Origin of the sequence: Thauera sp. 28 (genome assembly GCF_000310145.2) — a bacterium.
Classification (GTDB): Bacteria; Pseudomonadota; Gammaproteobacteria; order Burkholderiales; family Rhodocyclaceae; genus Thauera; species Thauera mechernichensis.
This window is the reverse complement of the sequence record NZ_AMXA01000005.1, coordinates 116,820-131,199: the sequence shown is the minus strand read 5'-3', so window position 1 is coordinate 131,199 and position 14,380 is coordinate 116,820. Positions and strand designations below refer to the sequence as shown.

16 protein-coding genes are annotated in these 14,380 nt (G+C 65.5%); 5 read left to right on the top strand and 11 right to left on the bottom strand.

Going from position 1 to position 14,380, the window contains the following annotated elements; all coding sequences use genetic code 11:
• Nucleotides 1–82: 82 nt before the first annotated feature.
• Entirely contained in the window at nt 83–742 is a 660-nt protein-coding gene (parA, locus tag C662_RS06245; RefSeq protein ID WP_002926237.1) for a ParA family partition ATPase, read from the top strand.
• Between the two features lie 2 nt (nt 743–744).
• The gene (locus C662_RS06240) at nt 745–1,122 is read left to right on the top strand and encodes a hypothetical protein (RefSeq protein ID WP_002926235.1); all 378 of its coding nucleotides are present in this window, start codon (nt 745–747) and stop codon (nt 1,120–1,122) included.
• A gap of 18 nt (nt 1,123–1,140) precedes the next feature.
• On the opposite strand, the gene C662_RS06235 is transcribed toward C662_RS06240, so the two are convergent.
• Complete coding sequence (locus C662_RS06235) at nt 1,141–1,782, bottom strand: hypothetical protein (RefSeq protein ID WP_002926233.1); 642 nt, start codon at nt 1,780–1,782, stop codon at nt 1,141–1,143.
• Nucleotides 1,783–1,997: 215 nt separating this feature from the next.
• Here C662_RS06235 and gpmI point away from each other — a divergent pair, with 215 nt between their 5' ends.
• Entirely contained in the window at nt 1,998–3,665 is a 1,668-nt protein-coding gene (gene gpmI / locus C662_RS06230) for a 2,3-bisphosphoglycerate-independent phosphoglycerate mutase (protein WP_002926231.1), read from the top strand.
• Between the two features lie 111 nt (nt 3,666–3,776).
• Here the strand turns inward: gpmI and C662_RS06225 are convergent, their stop codons facing one another.
• Nucleotides 3,777–5,045: an OprD family porin gene (locus C662_RS06225; protein ID WP_002926224.1), complete on the bottom strand. Its 1,269-nt coding sequence runs from the start codon at nt 5,043–5,045 to the stop codon at nt 3,777–3,779.
• Nucleotides 5,046–5,344: 299 nt separating this feature from the next.
• On the opposite strand from C662_RS06225, the gene C662_RS06220 reads away from it, so the two are divergent.
• Nucleotides 5,345–6,205, top strand: a complete 861-nt coding sequence (locus C662_RS06220; protein WP_002926217.1) for a THxN family PEP-CTERM protein — start codon at nt 5,345–5,347, stop codon at nt 6,203–6,205.
• 99 nt (nt 6,206–6,304) lie between these two features.
• On the opposite strand, the gene C662_RS06215 is transcribed toward C662_RS06220, so the two are convergent.
• The 9 genes from C662_RS06215 to C662_RS06180 form a co-directional block, all read right to left on the bottom strand.
• Nucleotides 6,305–7,168 carry a methylated-DNA--[protein]-cysteine S-methyltransferase gene (locus C662_RS06215; protein ID WP_002926215.1) on the bottom strand — a complete coding sequence of 288 codons (864 nt, stop codon included), beginning with the start codon at nt 7,166–7,168 and terminating at the stop codon, nt 6,305–6,307.
• Between the two features lie 135 nt (nt 7,169–7,303).
• Nucleotides 7,304–7,825 (bottom strand): M48 metallopeptidase family protein, encoded by a 522-nt coding sequence (locus C662_RS06210; protein ID WP_002926213.1) that lies wholly within the window; start codon nt 7,823–7,825, stop codon nt 7,304–7,306.
• Nucleotides 7,822–8,274, bottom strand: coding sequence for a gamma-glutamylcyclotransferase family protein (locus C662_RS06205; RefSeq protein ID WP_002926212.1), 453 nt, complete (start codon nt 8,272–8,274; stop codon nt 7,822–7,824). Before C662_RS06205 ends, C662_RS06210 begins: the two co-directional genes overlap by 4 nt.
• Before the next feature lie 147 nt (nt 8,275–8,421).
• Nucleotides 8,422–9,054: an RluA family pseudouridine synthase gene (locus C662_RS06200; protein ID WP_002926210.1), complete on the bottom strand. Its 633-nt coding sequence runs from the start codon at nt 9,052–9,054 to the stop codon at nt 8,422–8,424.
• Nucleotides 9,055–9,517: 463 nt separating this feature from the next.
• The gene (locus tag C662_RS06195; protein ID WP_002926208.1) at nt 9,518–10,024 is read right to left on the bottom strand and encodes a nuclease-related domain-containing protein; all 507 of its coding nucleotides are present in this window, start codon (nt 10,022–10,024) and stop codon (nt 9,518–9,520) included.
• 162 nt (nt 10,025–10,186) lie between these two features.
• Entirely contained in the window at nt 10,187–11,350 is a 1,164-nt protein-coding gene (locus C662_RS06190; RefSeq protein WP_002926206.1) for a YncE family protein, read from the bottom strand.
• Nucleotides 11,351–11,547: 197 nt separating this feature from the next.
• Nucleotides 11,548–11,727: a DUF3375 family protein gene (locus C662_RS20265; RefSeq protein ID WP_232433225.1), complete on the bottom strand. Its 180-nt coding sequence runs from the start codon at nt 11,725–11,727 to the stop codon at nt 11,548–11,550.
• 390 nt (nt 11,728–12,117) lie between these two features.
• Nucleotides 12,118–12,891 (bottom strand): competence protein CoiA family protein, encoded by a 774-nt coding sequence (locus tag C662_RS06185; protein WP_002926204.1) that lies wholly within the window; start codon nt 12,889–12,891, stop codon nt 12,118–12,120.
• Complete coding sequence (locus tag C662_RS06180; protein WP_002926203.1) at nt 12,884–13,114, bottom strand: hypothetical protein; 231 nt, start codon at nt 13,112–13,114, stop codon at nt 12,884–12,886. Before C662_RS06180 ends, C662_RS06185 begins: the two co-directional genes overlap by 8 nt.
• A 131-nt stretch (nt 13,115–13,245) precedes the next feature.
• Here C662_RS06180 and C662_RS06175 point away from each other — a divergent pair, with 131 nt between their 5' ends.
• On the top strand, nt 13,246–14,337 hold the full coding sequence (locus C662_RS06175; RefSeq protein WP_002926200.1) for a hypothetical protein: 1,092 nt from the start codon (nt 13,246–13,248) through the stop codon (nt 14,335–14,337).
• The last annotated feature ends 43 nt before the right edge of the window (nt 14,338–14,380 follow it).

The window sequence follows — 14,380 nt, the reverse complement described above, 5'->3', positions numbered from 1 at the left end:
GGGGCGTCGACAGGGCGTGCAAGCCGGCGCCGATTCGCTAGACTGTCGGGTATTACCTTTACACGCCTGAACGGGACGCACCATGAGCGCACGGCGGCTGATCGCGCTGATTTCGCAGAAAGGAGGCTCAGGCAAGACTACGGTCAGCCTGCAACTGGCGGCAGGCCTCGGCTTGCAGGGCTACCGGGTCGCGCTTGCCGACCTCGACCCACAGGAGAGCGCATCGCGCTGGGCGGAGCTTGCCCCGGCGGACGCGCCGATTGCGAGCGAGGTGCTGCAGCTCAAGGGCTCTGCTGTCGACATGGCCGAGGCCCTGCGTCCGGTGGCGAGGCGGGTCGATGTGGTCGTGATGGATTGCCCGCCGTCGATCGAACACCCGCATACCATGAGTGCGCTGGAGTTATGTGATGTTGCCCTGGTGCCGGTGGTGCCAAGCCCGACCGATCTGTGGGCAACGCGCGGCATCGAACGCCTGATCCTCGATCGCCAGCGCAGCCGCCCTGCCCTCTGCGGCGTGCTGCTGCCCAACCGCGTCATGCGTACGGCGCTCGCCGGCGATGTGCTCGAGGTGTTGCAGGATTTCAAGCTGCCGGTGCTGGACGCAGCCTTGTCGCAGCGTAGTGCGTATGCCTTGAGTGCGGTGCGCGGTACCTCCGTCTATGGCTTGGGCCGTGCCGCAGCGGCGGCACAGGAAGAAGTCGATCGATTGGTCTCGGCCGTCGTCCGGCTGATCGAGGGGTGAGCATGACTGCAGCGACGACGCGTAAACGACGTGCGAGCGCCGGCCCGGCGAAGGTGCCGGTGCAGCCTGCGGCCAGCGAGGTGACCAGCGGGGTGGCCGGCGAGATGGACGACGGTATCGACACGCTGGGAGCGCAGGAGGCCGAGCGCAAGGATCGCCACGAGAAAGTGGAGCGCGACTCCTTTTCGATGCCGGCGAGCGAGCACCGCCGCATCAAGGCCTTGCGCGAGGCGCTGGGCAAGGCCGGCGTGCTGGTGAGCAAGTCGGAGATCCTGCGCGCGGGGCTCGCCCTGCTGGCCGAGCGCGACACCGCGGGTGTCGCGCAGGTGATCGCCGCGCTGCCCAAGGTCGCCAAGGGCAAGCGCAGCAAGAAGCACTGACCCTGCGCTCGGCGCCGCTCAGCGCTTTTTCTTGTTGGTCTTGCGTTTGGCGGTGGCTTCCTTGCGTCCGCCGGCCTTCTTGGGGGCGGGCTTCTTGGCCGCGGTCTTCTTGCGCTTGGACTCATCCTTTTTCTTCTCTGCAGCCTTGGCCTTCTTGCCGGTGCCGAGCGGCGCCAGTGCGCGCAGCAGTGCCCTTACCGCGTCCGTACCCTGAGCGGCGAGGGCGCCGATCGCGGCGCGGACGAGCTCAGACTTGCCGGGCCGCTTGCCGCTGTCGGCCAGGTCTGCGCGCAGCACCTTGAGGCGCTTGCAGTCGTTCTCGCCGATCACGAAGGTTTCGCGTTGCGGCTTGTCGGCTGCGACCGGCTCAGCGGGCGTCTGTGCGCTGGCAGCCGGTGCTGCGGGGGGCTCTGCATCGGCCGCCGCAGTGGCAACCGGCGTACTGTTGGCGGCGGTGGTGTCGGCAGTGCCGGTCTGAGCTCCCGCAGGTGCTGCGACCGGCTCCGGCGCAGCGGTGGAACCGGCTTCCTGCACTTCGGCTACAGGTGGCTGCGCGGTCGCGGCCGCTTCTGTCTGGGCCGGCTCGGGCAGGCGCTTCTCGAGCGCGGAGTCTTCATGCTGGAGGGCGGCACGCAATGCGTTCTGGGTTTTGGTGTTCATGTCGTCGGCTTTCCTTGTAAAGGTAATACTTTATTATTTTGTCTCGATCGACGCCACTCGGCAATGGGATGCATCCCTTTGCGTGGGGTTCGAGCGTGGCCTTGCAACGGGCGGGATGTTGCAGCGCCGCGTTGATGCTATCTTCCGCCCTTTGGACATGGGCACCGGGCAGGCCGGTTGCCGCCATCGACATCTTCAGATCCCAGGAAGCGACCATGCTGCAGAAACTCCCCGCCTTCGCCGGCGTCAAGGGCCCCGTTGTCGTGATTGTCATGGATGGCTATGGCATCCCCAGGCACGATGTGGGCAGTGCGATCGATGCCGCGCGCAAGCCGACGCTCGACCGCCTGTTCGCCGAGTATCCGAACATCACCCTGCGTGCGCACGGTACGGCGGTCGGCATGCCGTCGGACGAGGACATGGGTAACTCCGAGGTGGGCCACAACGCCATTGGTGCCGGCCAAGTGTATTCCCAGGGGGCGGCGCTGGTCGCCAACGCGATCGCCAGCGGCGCGATCTGGGAAGGCAAGGCGTGGCAGGAGGTGGTGGCCGCAGCCAGGGCAGGCACTGCGGGCAAGGCGGGCGTGCTGCATTTCATCGGCCTGTTCTCGGATGGCAATGTGCACAGCCACATCGACCACCTGCGGGCGATGGTGGTGCAGGCCAAGGCCGATGGCGTGCGCACGGTGCGCATCCACGCCCTGCTCGACGGCCGCGACGTGCCCGAAACCAGCGCGCTGGACTACGTCGAACCCTTCGAGGCCTTCCTGGCCGGGATCAGCAGCGACGGCTTCGACGCCCGTATCGCCTCGGGCGGCGGCCGCCAGTACATCACCATGGACCGCTACGACGCCAACTGGCCGATGGTCGAGCGCGGCTGGCGGACCCACGTGCTGGGCGAAGGGCCGAAGTTCGCCAGTGCGGCCGAGGCGGTCAAGGCCTTGCGCGACAAGCACCCCGGCACCATCGACCAGGACCTGCCCGAGTTTGTCATCGCCGAATTCGACGGTGACGGTTGCGGTCAGCCGATCGGTACCATCGAGGATGGCGATGCCGTGGTCCTGTTCAACTTCCGTGGCGACCGCGCAATCGAGATCACGCGCGCATTCGTCGAGAATGACTTCGACGCCTTTGATCGCGTGCGCGTGCCCAAGGTGACCTACGCCGGCATGCTGCAGTACGACGGCGACCTGCAACTGCCCAAGCGTTTCCTGGTCGCCCCGCCGGCGATCACCGATACCTCCAGCGAGTGGTTCAGCAAGATGGGCCTGGCGCAGTTCGCGTGCTCGGAAACGCAGAAGTTCGGCCACGTCACCTATTTCTGGAACGGCAACCGCTCCGGGCGTTTCGATGGTGAGACCTGGGAGGAGGTGCCGAGCGACGTCGTACCCTTCGAGCAGCGGCCGTGGATGAAGGCGGCCGAGATCACCGATGCCATGATCGCTGCGCTCCAGTCGGGCAAGTATGCGGTGATGCGCTGCAATTACGCTAATGGCGACATGGTCGGCCACACGGGCAATTTCCGCGCCGCGACGATGTCGATCGAGGCGGTCGACCTGGCGCTGGCGCGCCTGCTGCCGGCGATCGACGCTGCCGGCGGGGTGGCGCTGATCACCGCCGACCACGGCAACGCCGACGAGATGTTCGAGCTCGACAAGAAGACCAAGGAGCCGGCGCGCAACGCCGATGGCAGCTACAAGGCCAAGACCGCGCACACCCTCAACCCGGTGCCGCTGATCCTGTACGACAACGTCAGCGGCGGCAGGCTGGGCCTGAAGCAGGCCGATGGTGCCGGTCTGTCGAACATCGCCGCTACCGTGGCCAACCTGCTTGGGCTGGACAAGCACCCGAAGTGGGACGACAGCCTGCTCGTGGTGAAGTGAGCGCCCGGGCTGTGTGCGCTGTGCGCCCCTGAGCGAGGAGCACAGCGCATCGGATCCGGTCGCAGCGCATGGGGCGGCGGGGCAAGCCCTGCCCCATGCGCGTCAGGCGGATCAGAACGCGTTGAACGGGTAGTCGATGAAGACCCGCACTTCGCGGCCGCTGACGTTGTAGTCGGCGGCATCGCTCGACACGCGCAGCGCCGAGGTGCGCAGGCGGATGTTCAGGTCCTTGGCGGCGCCGTTCTGCACGGTGTACGAGATCTGGTTGAAGAACTCGTGTTCCTTGCCGCGGGTGGTGACGTCGGTGTCGATGTCGCTGCCACGCACGTAGGCGACGCGGTACTTGAGGCCGGGCATGCCGTACTGGCCGAAATCGACCGCGTAGGCGAGTTGCCAGGATTTTTCATCCTTGCCGTTGAAGTCCGACCAGTAGGAGTTCGCCAGCCAGATCGAGGCCCCGCCGTTACCGGTGCCGCCGGCCTTCTGGTACCAGCCGTAGTCGAAGCCGACGTCGCCGCTGCTGCGCTGGTAGGCGAGCGTGAAGGCGTGTGGGCCGGTCTCGTAGGTTGCGGCCAGGCTCCAGATGCGGTTCTTGTCGCCGGACACGTCGTACTTGGTGCGATAGCCGTTGAGATCGAAGCTCAGCGTGTTGCTGGCGATCGGCAGCGCGTAGTTCAGGTTCACGTACTGGCGCTTGAAGCTGTTGTCGCGCACCACGTTGTCGACGTCGGAGAAATACAGCGCCGCGCTCAGCGCGTCGTTGAACTGGTAGCTGCCACCGATCACGTCGATGCCTTTCAGCCCACCGCTGTCGCGGCCTTCATCGCTCTTGCGCGACTGCGCATGGAAGCGGCCGGCGACCAGTTCGAGGCCGTCGATCTCGCTCGAGGTGAGCAGAGTGCCGGTGTAGCTCTCCGGCAGAAGGCGCGAGTCGTCGTGGTTCAGCACCGGCAGCGAGGGACGCAGGTCGCCGTAGGCCAGCACGGTGTTGGACACACGCAGCTTGAGCGATGCACCGCCCTTGGCCAGGTCGCTTGCGGGCTTGCCCGTGCTGTCTTCCTGCTTGAAGAAGTCGATGCCACCCGCGCCGGCGCGGCGACGGGTGCTGTCCAGGCGCAGGCCGTAGGCCGCGAAGGCATCCACGCCAACGCCCACGGTGCCCTGGGTGAAACCCGACTCGAAGTTGGCGACGATGCCCTGCCCCCATTCGCGCTTGTCCTGGTTGCCGTCGCGGTAGTCGCGGTTGATGAAGGCGTTGCGCAGCAGCACGTTGAGCGTGCTGTCTTCCACGAAACCCTTGGCATCGGCTTGCCCGGCTGCGAAAGCGGGGGTCGCGCTCGCCAGTCCGAGGGCGATGAATGCTGCCCAGTGTCTTGCCATTGTTGTTTTCCTCGAGGCTGGATGTGTCCGATGGACGGCCCGTTGGTGCGTGGTGCGCCCGGACCGGGGCGCGGATTGTCCCATTAACTTGGCCCAGGTGCAGCCGGGTTCATCGGTCGTCGTTTGGGCAGAAGGCAGCACTCGCGATGGGGAGACTGCGCTCGATTGTCGAGTATTTTTACAGTCGGGTTTGCCAGAGCCCCCGGTTATTTTGTCAAGCACATGAATATTAAAGAAAAATTAAGTCTGGCCTAGTTGATGCTTGACTTTGATCGGGTACTCGGATAACGGAGATCGTCATGGGCACGCGCAAAACCACCAAGCCACACCTGATCGCGCTGGCAATCGCCGGCTTCTCGGTCGGGATGATGTCCGCGCCGCTTGCGGAGGCAGCTATCGTCACGCAATGGCAGGTGACGGTTGATGCAAAGTTCGATGCGAGTTCCATCGTCTGGCGCTTCGGTGATGCCGGGACGACGGTTACCGACCATCAGCTGCGCTGGGGCGACCCAAGCCCTTCCACGGGGCCGCAGAGCGGTGTCGATATCACCAACAGTCCGGCTGTCACCTCTGTGGACACCAACGGTGCCGCCGTGGGCAACATCTTCCTGTCGCACTTGAACAACCCGATCGTGGCCGGTAGCCCGCGCCCGGAGCGCTTCGCAATCGCGTCGACGCTGACCTTGACGCCCCTGGTGCCTGCAGGGCCGGGATTGCCGTCGGTGACGCAGACCTTCAATGTCTACTTCGAGGAAACGCCCAATGGCGCCAACCCCTGTGCAGACGGTGGGGCGAACGGCGTCGGGGTCAACCTGAACGGCTGCGGCGACATTTTCGTGCTCGACCGTGACGCGCTGAACTTCATGTTCACTTATGACACCGGCGACGGCATCGATCAGCAGTACTTCATCAGCTTCTTCGAGCTGACGAGCGGTCTCAATCCGCTGCCGCAGACGGCCTGTGACTATGTGTTCAACGCTCAGAGCTTGCCCACCGGCAGTCCGTGCCTGGGCTTCGTGACGCCGGAGGATGCGACGACGCGGGTCCAGTTCGCAGCGATGATCACGACCGCGCCGGTGCAGATCCCCGAACCGGGCTCTCTGGCCTTGGCCGGGCTTAGCCTCAGCCTGCTTGGCTTGTTGCGTCGCCGGTGGGTTTAAGGATCGTCGATCTGTGACGAGTCCTCAGTATTGAGCTTGCGGCCCCGTCAATGATGGGGCCGCAAGCATTTGAGAGTGTGCGCTGGGACAGCGCTGTCCTTAGTGAGAACGTCTGTCCTCAGTCGCGCAATAGCCCGCCTCGCGACCGAGCATTGCCAGCTTGCGCTCGCTGCCCCAGCGGTATTCGCCGGTTTCGCCGCTGTCGCGGATGACGCGATGGCAGGGGATCAGGTAGCCGATGGTGTTGGCCGCCAGCGCCGTGCCGACTGCGCGTGCGGCGCGTGGCAAGCCGATTTCGTGTGCGAGCTGCCCGTAGGACAGGATGTGGCCGGGTTCGATGCGGATGAGCGCTTCCCAGACCTTGATCTGGAAGTTCGTGCCGCGCAGCACCACATGCACGCGGCCGCGGCTTGGCGCCTGTGGGAAGATCTCGTGCATCAGGCGCCTGGCGGCCTCGTCGTCTCGGTGCAGGCTGGCGGCCGGCCATTGGGCCCGCAGTCCGGCAAGCAGGGCTGCGTCGTCGGTCGTGCGGAAGGCGAAGTGGCATACGCCGCGTGGTGTCCACGCCACCAGCGCGGCGCCGAAGGGCGTAGGGGCGATGCCGTGGCCGATGTCGATACCGCGTGCGGCGGTCTTGATCTCGCCCGGAGTCATGGCCTCGCAGCTCACCATCAGGTCGTGCAGCCGGCTCGGACTGCCCAGCCCGGCCTCGGCGCTGACGGACAGGATATCCAGCGCTTGGCGCAGGCGTGTGCGTGCGTATTCCTTGGTGAGGTGCTGCAGGAAGCGTTTGGGCGAGATGCCTGCCCATTCGGTGAACACGCGTTGCAGGTGCGCGGGGCTGAGATGTACGGCGGCGGCGACTTCGTCCAGCCCGGGCTGATCGCTGACGCGGGCGCGGAGGTAGGCGATCGCCCGTGCCACGGTGTCGTAATGGCGTGCGTGGTGGTCGAGTGCATCCATGGTGTCCTCCCGGTGGGTGGCGGCCAGGCGCGCAGCGCGCCTAGCCCGGCTGGCCCCGAGTATGGCGACGCGCCTGGCAGGTGCAACCCGATTCTTGCGGAGCGGACACCGGCAGGCCGGGAGCGTGTGCGGCGCTCAGGCCCCCCACAGCGCCTCGCCACCCGCATCGCGATAGCTGAGATAGGCGCGCAGGTCGAACTCGTGCTGGTGGTAGTCGGGCTCCATGTGCTGGCAGAGCTGGTAGAAGGCCTTGTCGTGCTCGCGCACGCGCAGGTGGGCCAGCTCATGGACCACGATCATGCGCAGGAAGGCCTCCGGTGTGGCGCGGAACAGCGTGGCGACGCGGATCTCGCGCTTGGCCTGCAGGCGCGCACCCTGCACGCGCGAGATGGCGGTGTGGGTGCCGAGCGCGCCGTGGATGACGTGCAGGCTGTTGTCGAAGCGCACCTTGCCGAGCGGTGGCGCGCTGCGCAGGTGCTCGGCCTTGAGCGCCTGCACGTAGTCGTAGAGCGCATTGTCCGAGCGCACGGTGTGGGCGTCGGGGTAGCGCTTGCGCATGGCGTCGGCGAAGCGCCCCTGCTCGATCAGGGTCGTCACCTGATGCACGAGTGCGGGCGGGTAGCCGGCGAGGTAGGCGGGTGCGCGGCGGTTGCTCATCGTGCCTGCAGGGTGTCGAAGCCGATATAGTCGGCGACGAAGCGCGCCTTGCCCTCGCGCAGGAAGTGCTCGTAATCCCAGTCGTCTGGCGCCAGCCGGTGCGCGAAGCAAGGGCGAAAGACGTAGGTCCACGCCCGCAGGCGAGATCCGTCGGCCATCTCGACCTCGACGATGCGGCGCTCGTACTCCTCGCCCTCGAAGCCGTCCAGGCGCGGCCATGCTGAGTCCGGGAGCTCGAGGTAGAGCACGCCCTGTACGCGGTGATCGGCGTTCGGCTCCACACCGGGGTACGTCGCGCCGACCACCGCACGGCGGCGGTAGCCGTGCAGTGTGGCGGGACGCCGAGTGCTGCGGGTGCCGCAGACGGCGGTCATGATGTCGTCGCACATCAGCGAGCCGTAGGCAAAGCAGGCGCTGGAGGCCTGGTGATCGGTGTCGGTGCGGTTCATGGTTGGATGAGCACTGAAATGAGGCGGGTCGGGTGGGGGCGCTGCCGCGCAGGCGGGCGCGCTGTCATCGAAGCAAATCCGGTGCCTGCATGCGCAGGTGCGCGGATCGAGACGCGCATTTCGCATGCGGCGATCTTCCCGGCCAGCCTAGAACGGTACCGGACTTTCGAACTGCAGTGGTACCCGGGTGCGCGGATGGATGAAGGCGATGTGGGTGGCGTGCAGGTGCATGCGCACGAAGTGTGCGACGCTGGCGGGCGGCGCGTAGAGCGGATCGCCCAGGATGGGGTGGCCGAGGGCGAGCAGATGGACGCGCAACTGGTGGGCGCGGCCGGTCACCGGCTTGAGCGCCACGCGCGTGCATGCCTCGGCGCCCTCCCCCATGCGTGCCAGCACCCGGTAGCGGGTAAGCGCGCGCCGACCGTGCAGGTGGTCGACGATCTGGCGCGGACGGTTGGCGGCGTCCTCGCCGAGCGGTAGGTCGATCTCGCCCTCATCCAGTGCGAGGTGCCCGTGCACCACCGCCACGTACTGCTTGCCCACGGTACGTTGCTCGAAGGCGAGGCTCATCCGGCGCAGCATTTCCAGTCCGCGTGCAAACAGCACCAGCCCCGAGGTGGGGGCATCCAGGCGATGCACGATCAGCGCGTCCGCGTGAAGTGCCTGGATGCGGGCGGCCAGGCAGTCCTGGCGGTCCGCGCCACGGGCGGGGACGGAGAGCAGGCCGGCAGGTTTGTCGACGACGAGGAGGTCATCGTCGAGGTGGAGGACGGTGGGCATGGCGATCGGGCTCATCGCAGAACGGGGGATTGCATGGTGAAGCAGGCGGCCCGGCGCGGAAAGCTCGCGGCTGGCGCCCCTCCCATGGGCGAGGCACGCCGCGGCCTGCTGTAGGAGCGGCGCAAGCCGCGAGCTTCCGAAGGCGTTCGCGCACTTCTCCTGCAAACGCAGGATCACTCTCGTGCGATGGTCCCGGGGAGCGCTCCAGGATCGCTGCGCGATGATCCGAAACCGGTCGCGTGATCAACTACATGCGATAGTGCGCTTTGTCACACGGCCAGATTCTCTGGCCACAGGAAGTAGGGGCCGAACTTCTGGCTGATGCGGAACTCGCCACCCGCTGCCTTGCCTTCTGCGGTTATGTAGGTCTTGCCGTCACGTAGCTCCAGCAGGCCGCGGGCGACCAGGCGCTCGGTCAGCTCAGGTGTCTTCAGGTTCAGCGCCTTGGCGAGCTTGGAGGTGGTCAGCTTGCTGGTGCTTGCGGACGTGTCGCCCGTTGCCTTGGCTGCAGCCGGAAGCCGAGGCGGGTGGGCATTTCGAGTGTCTTGAAGACGTCCTGCAGTACCGCGATATGGCGCTCGTTCTGCTCGAGCGGTGATGGGATGCCGCGCGGCTTGCCCGCAAACCAGATCGAGAATTCGCCTTGCTCGTTGATCGACACGCCTTCGCTGAAGTGCTTGGTCTCGAGCACATAGATTTCGAGCAGGCGGTTGAGAATGAGATGGTCAATCTGGGCGACGCGGCCGTTGTGCTCGATGCGCAGGTCGTGGATGACGATGCGGTTCTTGCTCGCGCCGCTGTAGAAATCGATGTCGTAGGCGGATTCGCGCTCGCCCTTGATGCCGGCGCGGAGAATCTTCAACTCGCGTTCTATCTGTTGCCGGGTCGCTTCTGGAACGCCTGGGGCAGCGAGGTAGGTTTCCAGCGCGGTGAGCTGAGAGTCCTTGGGGTCGGCTTCTTTCAGGATCATGACCGAGTCGAACGTCGCCGTCCTCTGACGCGAGAATGACGAGGGGGTCCAGTTGGGCTAAATGGGAATGCTAAGCGCTTGAGCCGAAAGCCGCCGTGACGGGGGTCGCATTCATGGGGCGAATCAGACGCAGGTTGCTCCGGCGCTCGAGATGGCGATGGACTACTTGCCCGCACTGACGACGAAGTGCACCCCCGCCTGCGGTGTCGGCCCCACCTCGATCACCCTGATCGGCGCAAGGCTCTGCGCATCGAGGACATGCACGGCATTGCTCGCCGGCGCCACGACCACTACGCGACGGCCGTCGGGCGACACCGCCAGGCCGTCGGTGGGCTGATCGCCGATGTGGCGCATTGCGAGCCGCTTGCCGCTGCGAGTGTCGAGCGCGACAACCATGGTGGGCTTGGTTGCGCTTCCCCGGCCCAGCGCGTCGTTCCGGGGCGCGTAAAGAATGTGCGCGTCCGGGGAAAGGGCGACCGGCCAGTGGGCCGAGGAGGTTGCGCCGGCGAAGCCGCCGTGGGTCGGGTTGTAATCGGCCCGGCCGACACGACGAACGGTGAAGGCGGACAGGTCGGCCACGTCGAAGTGGAAGGCGAGCATGGCGAGCAGGCTGTCGTCCCGGGCGAGGTCGAAGTTACCGTATATCAGCCCGGGCAGTTCGCCGATGACCTCGAGTTTCTCTGCATCCAGGATCATCATGCCGTTGCGGTTCGCATCCGGAACGAACAGTCGCCGGTCGTCGGCAGACAGTCTGCCGACCGCATCGAAGATGTGCAGGCTCGGTCCGAACAGGGCCTGGAACTCCGGTGAGATCCCGAGCTGGAAGCCGAACATGTCCGCCTTGCCGCTGTCGACGTCGAAGCGCAGGATGGTGCCCTCCCTGCCGATCACGAACAGCGTGTCACCCCGGCCCGACAGGATCACCGAGCCGATGGTGTAGCGCGACAGTACCGAGACAATCTGCCCTTCGGTCGGGTCGGACAGGCCGGCGGTGCTCAGCTTGGCCTCGTAAGCCGTGCGCAGCAGATCGCGAAAGAGCCACTGGCCGATTACTGTCTGCGTGCGGGTGTCGATCAGTTCGACTGCCGTGCGTTCACGCGTCACCACGGCCACCCGCGTTCCGTCCCGGCTTGCTGTGGTCCCCAGCGGCAGAGGCCCGACTGGGATGCGCGCTACGGTTTTGCCGCTGTCGATGTCGAGCGCGAGTACCGCTGCTGCATTGCGCAGCGCCACGTAGGCGAGGGGCCGCGTCGGTTCGCTTGCAGGGCCTGCTTCAGCGGTTCGCGCCGTGTCCGCTTGGGCGCTGCCGATGCTCAGCAGGGCCATTACGACCAGCGCCAGCGTTCGGGCCGCCGTTTCCCATGGCCTAGGCTGGATGCGGCTGCATGTGCGTCGCGAGAACGATTGAAGCTGGGTTCCAATAGACGGCGTCATCGCTATTCCCTCCCGGTTGCCCGCGGCAGGCGGCAGTGCGACATGCGCCATGCCGCCTCGCCAACGTCATGGTATGGAATCAGGATAGTTCATCCTGCCGCAAACGGGCGTCTGGCGCCGACGAGCTGGCGCTCCCTCAGCCACGCTAGCCCGGCGAGCGCTTTCTCGGTGGCCGGTGTGGGGGCGAACTGGGCCTCGTCGGTGTCGGGCTTGTAGTACTTGCACCGCCAGCCTCTATTGGCCGCGGCCCAGTCGCTTAGGTAGTCGATCGTCGGCTTGGGACGGGCGCTACTTGCCGATGCTGATCTTGACGATCGTTTCCCAATAGCTGACCGGGCCGAAGAAGGCCTCGGTCGCCGGATTGCGGATCAGCTCACGTGCAGTGCCCGACAGGTAGGTAGGTTCTCAAATACGGTGAAACGGTTCCACCGACAGCGGCGCCGGAAATTTCACTCTTCGATGAGAACCCCCCACCAACCGATTCTCGAATACGGTGAAAGGATCCTGATTTTTTCGCAGAAACGATGATACGGCCAAGCTTTCTGGCGGCCGGAGGGGGTTGCAGGGCGAGGAGCCGCAGGCTTGGCGTGTTCTCTGGTGGGTCGCGCCCGCCGATGGTGCCGCACGTTTTCGACCCGTCGTAGCTCGCCGCCCTGCGTCTATTTCTCGGTGGACCGCCGCGCATCCAGTTCGCGGATGAGCTGAGCGCGTGCGACGGGATCACGTGGCACTAGCCCATACCAAGGATCGAATACGAGCAACGTGCCTTCGAAGGGGGCGTAGATGCGGGACGTCCGTGTGCTGGTGACGGGGACTGCGGGCTTGGTCTGAGTCTGCGTCTCAGGGGTGGTTGTTCGCCACTCCTTCTCCGCTGCTGGCTCTGGCAGATGGAGCCAGCGTCGAATCGCAGGATCGTGAACGAGACGATCGGTAAGCTGCTCGATCGTCCAACCCAGGCGCTTGCGCCGATAGGCCGTCGAGAGGTCAAGCTCGATGGTCGGGATTCCTGTACGAACGATCTCCTCCAGCTTTTCGGGGCTACATCGATGGGTTACGGTCACCTCGACATGCAGGGTCATCGACTCGGTCAAGAGAACGACGTCGGGGCGCCGGCCGGGCCAGTACATTTCATCCGGTAGCGCGGCGTCGCGGAAGACTGTCGGCGTGTCCCGTCCGGGTTCGACGAGACGACGCTCGTCCGCCACGATCTGTTTGGCCATCCGATGGAGCGCGGTTTCGGCGCCGGTGGTGCAGCTCTCTCCTTGGTGCGCGAAGTGATGCACGCGCACAGCCCCCTTTCTGGCGACAAGCGGACTTCCGCACTCCGGGCATTCGCATTTGCAGGCGAGTCCCTGCTCCACCTCGTCGATTCCGCGCATCCGCCCTGTGTGGTCGAGCCCGAAGTCCAAGCCGTGAAGCGTCCGTTCAGACATGGTCGGCCTCCGCTTCGAGTTCGCACACGACGGCTGCGCGGAACTGACGGAAGACGATCCAGTTGTTGTACTCGCTGTTCCAGTGGCCACGATTGCGGCAGATGGGTTCGACGAGCGCACGCACGTGCTCGGCGGGCCGGTGGTAAACAGCGAGATCGCCAGAGGGGAGCCAGCGGAGCGTGACGCGCTCGCCGGCGATGTGTAGAACGAGGGTTTCCAGCATGACCTTCTCCTGGGTTGAACGGAGAGGTCAGGTTAGGTACGCAAACCCGCGTGGCTGCTGGATCCGGACGGTCTGGAACCGGTTGGCGGACGGTTCGCTGCTAGAATCACGTCATGTCTGCCGGGAGCCCGATGAGCGATCTGTCCGATACCCCTCAGTGCGAGGGCGCCTGCCCGTTGCCGAAGCGCGTCGAGTTTGCGCAGTGGCTTTTGCGCTTCGTGGATCCTGACCGCAGCTCGGATTACCGCGACGCGTTCTGGGACTTACTGCGTGCGCTGCTGACCCAGTACCAGGGCGATGGCAAGGACGGCATCGAGCCGAGTTCCCTCAACACCCAGGAGCTTTGGCGTTGGGCGCTCGATGCACGCGGCAAACCATTCGATGACCTGACCAGCGAAAAGGCACGCAAGCGGGTGAACCCACACTGGTCTGCGTTGGAGCAGTCGTTCGCCGAGCTGCAGGGACGCTTCACCGACGCCGCGCGGAAGGCGGGCTTCACCGGGCTTCTGTGGCCGACCAAGGACAAGTCGGAGGGCGGGCGCTCGTCGGCCTATCGTCTCGAATGGCGTCCTTTCGGGGCCAGCACGGCGCTGCCGACCCTGCCAGCGGACTATGAGAAGCAGCCTTTTGTGCTTCGGTACCGTGAGGACCGGTCGAGTCTGCGGTTCTCGCTCCTCGGGCGCCTGTTTCTGTGGCCGCTGCTGTTCCGCCGCCAGGGCGAAGCGAGCATGCGCATCGATGGCGTGCGGCGCTATGTCCCGGCGATCGGCCTCGGACTCATGGTGTTGGTAACGGCGCTGCCCGTGTTGATTGCGCTGATGCGTGTCGTCGACGGTGCGCTCGAGTGGGAGCTAATGGTCGTTGCGGCAATTTTCTTCTGGTTTCTGCTGCGGCCTTTGATCCGGCTCTACGATCGATTCATCATCATGGCCTCGCCGCTCTTTTATCCGTTCTCGGAGAAGGAGTGTCAGGTCGAGCTCGTCTGGGATCCCAAGGCAACGGTGCTTCCAGGGCGGTCGCGTGGTTACAACCTGCGCCTGGTGCGGTATATGGCGGATTGCCCGCTGTGTGGAGGCACCGTGTCGCTACGGGAGGGCGGGCTTGGCCACTTCAACCGTTTGATCGGATGCTGTGACGAGGAGCCTGGAGAACACGTTTTCAGTTTCGATCGGAAGCTGCGGGCGGGGTACTGGCTGGGCGATCGAGGTCTCTTGAATCATTGATCGGTCTCGCAACGGCTTCCGCCGAGCGGACTCGACAGCTGCT

Bases quoted from the DNA above. Each gene is read 5' to 3' on its own strand.
- parA (WP_002926237.1), top strand. From the start codon at position 83: ATGAGCGCACGGCGGCTGATCGCGCTGATTTCGCAGAAAGGAGGCTCA.
- C662_RS06240 (WP_002926235.1), top strand. From the start codon at position 745: ATGACTGCAGCGACGACGCGTAAACGACGTGCGAGCGCCGGCCCGGCG.
- C662_RS06235 (WP_002926233.1), bottom strand. From the start codon at position 1,782: ATGAACACCAAAACCCAGAACGCATTGCGTGCCGCCCTCCAGCATGAA.
- gpmI (WP_002926231.1), top strand. From the start codon at position 1,998: ATGCTGCAGAAACTCCCCGCCTTCGCCGGCGTCAAGGGCCCCGTTGTC.
- C662_RS06225 (WP_002926224.1), bottom strand. From the start codon at position 5,045: ATGGCAAGACACTGGGCAGCATTCATCGCCCTCGGACTGGCGAGCGCG.
- C662_RS06220 (WP_002926217.1), top strand. From the start codon at position 5,345: ATGGGCACGCGCAAAACCACCAAGCCACACCTGATCGCGCTGGCAATC.
- C662_RS06215 (WP_002926215.1), bottom strand. From the start codon at position 7,168: ATGGATGCACTCGACCACCACGCACGCCATTACGACACCGTGGCACGG.
- C662_RS06210 (WP_002926213.1), bottom strand. From the start codon at position 7,825: ATGAGCAACCGCCGCGCACCCGCCTACCTCGCCGGCTACCCGCCCGCA.
- C662_RS06205 (WP_002926212.1), bottom strand. From the start codon at position 8,274: ATGAACCGCACCGACACCGATCACCAGGCCTCCAGCGCCTGCTTTGCC.
- C662_RS06200 (WP_002926210.1), bottom strand. From the start codon at position 9,054: ATGCCCACCGTCCTCCACCTCGACGATGACCTCCTCGTCGTCGACAAA.
- C662_RS06195 (WP_002926208.1), bottom strand. From the start codon at position 10,024: ATGATCCTGAAAGAAGCCGACCCCAAGGACTCTCAGCTCACCGCGCTG.
- C662_RS06190 (WP_002926206.1), bottom strand. From the start codon at position 11,350: ATGGCCCTGCTGAGCATCGGCAGCGCCCAAGCGGACACGGCGCGAACC.
- C662_RS06185 (WP_002926204.1), bottom strand. From the start codon at position 12,891: ATGTCTGAACGGACGCTTCACGGCTTGGACTTCGGGCTCGACCACACA.
- C662_RS06180 (WP_002926203.1), bottom strand. From the start codon at position 13,114: ATGCTGGAAACCCTCGTTCTACACATCGCCGGCGAGCGCGTCACGCTC.
- C662_RS06175 (WP_002926200.1), top strand. From the start codon at position 13,246: ATGAGCGATCTGTCCGATACCCCTCAGTGCGAGGGCGCCTGCCCGTTG.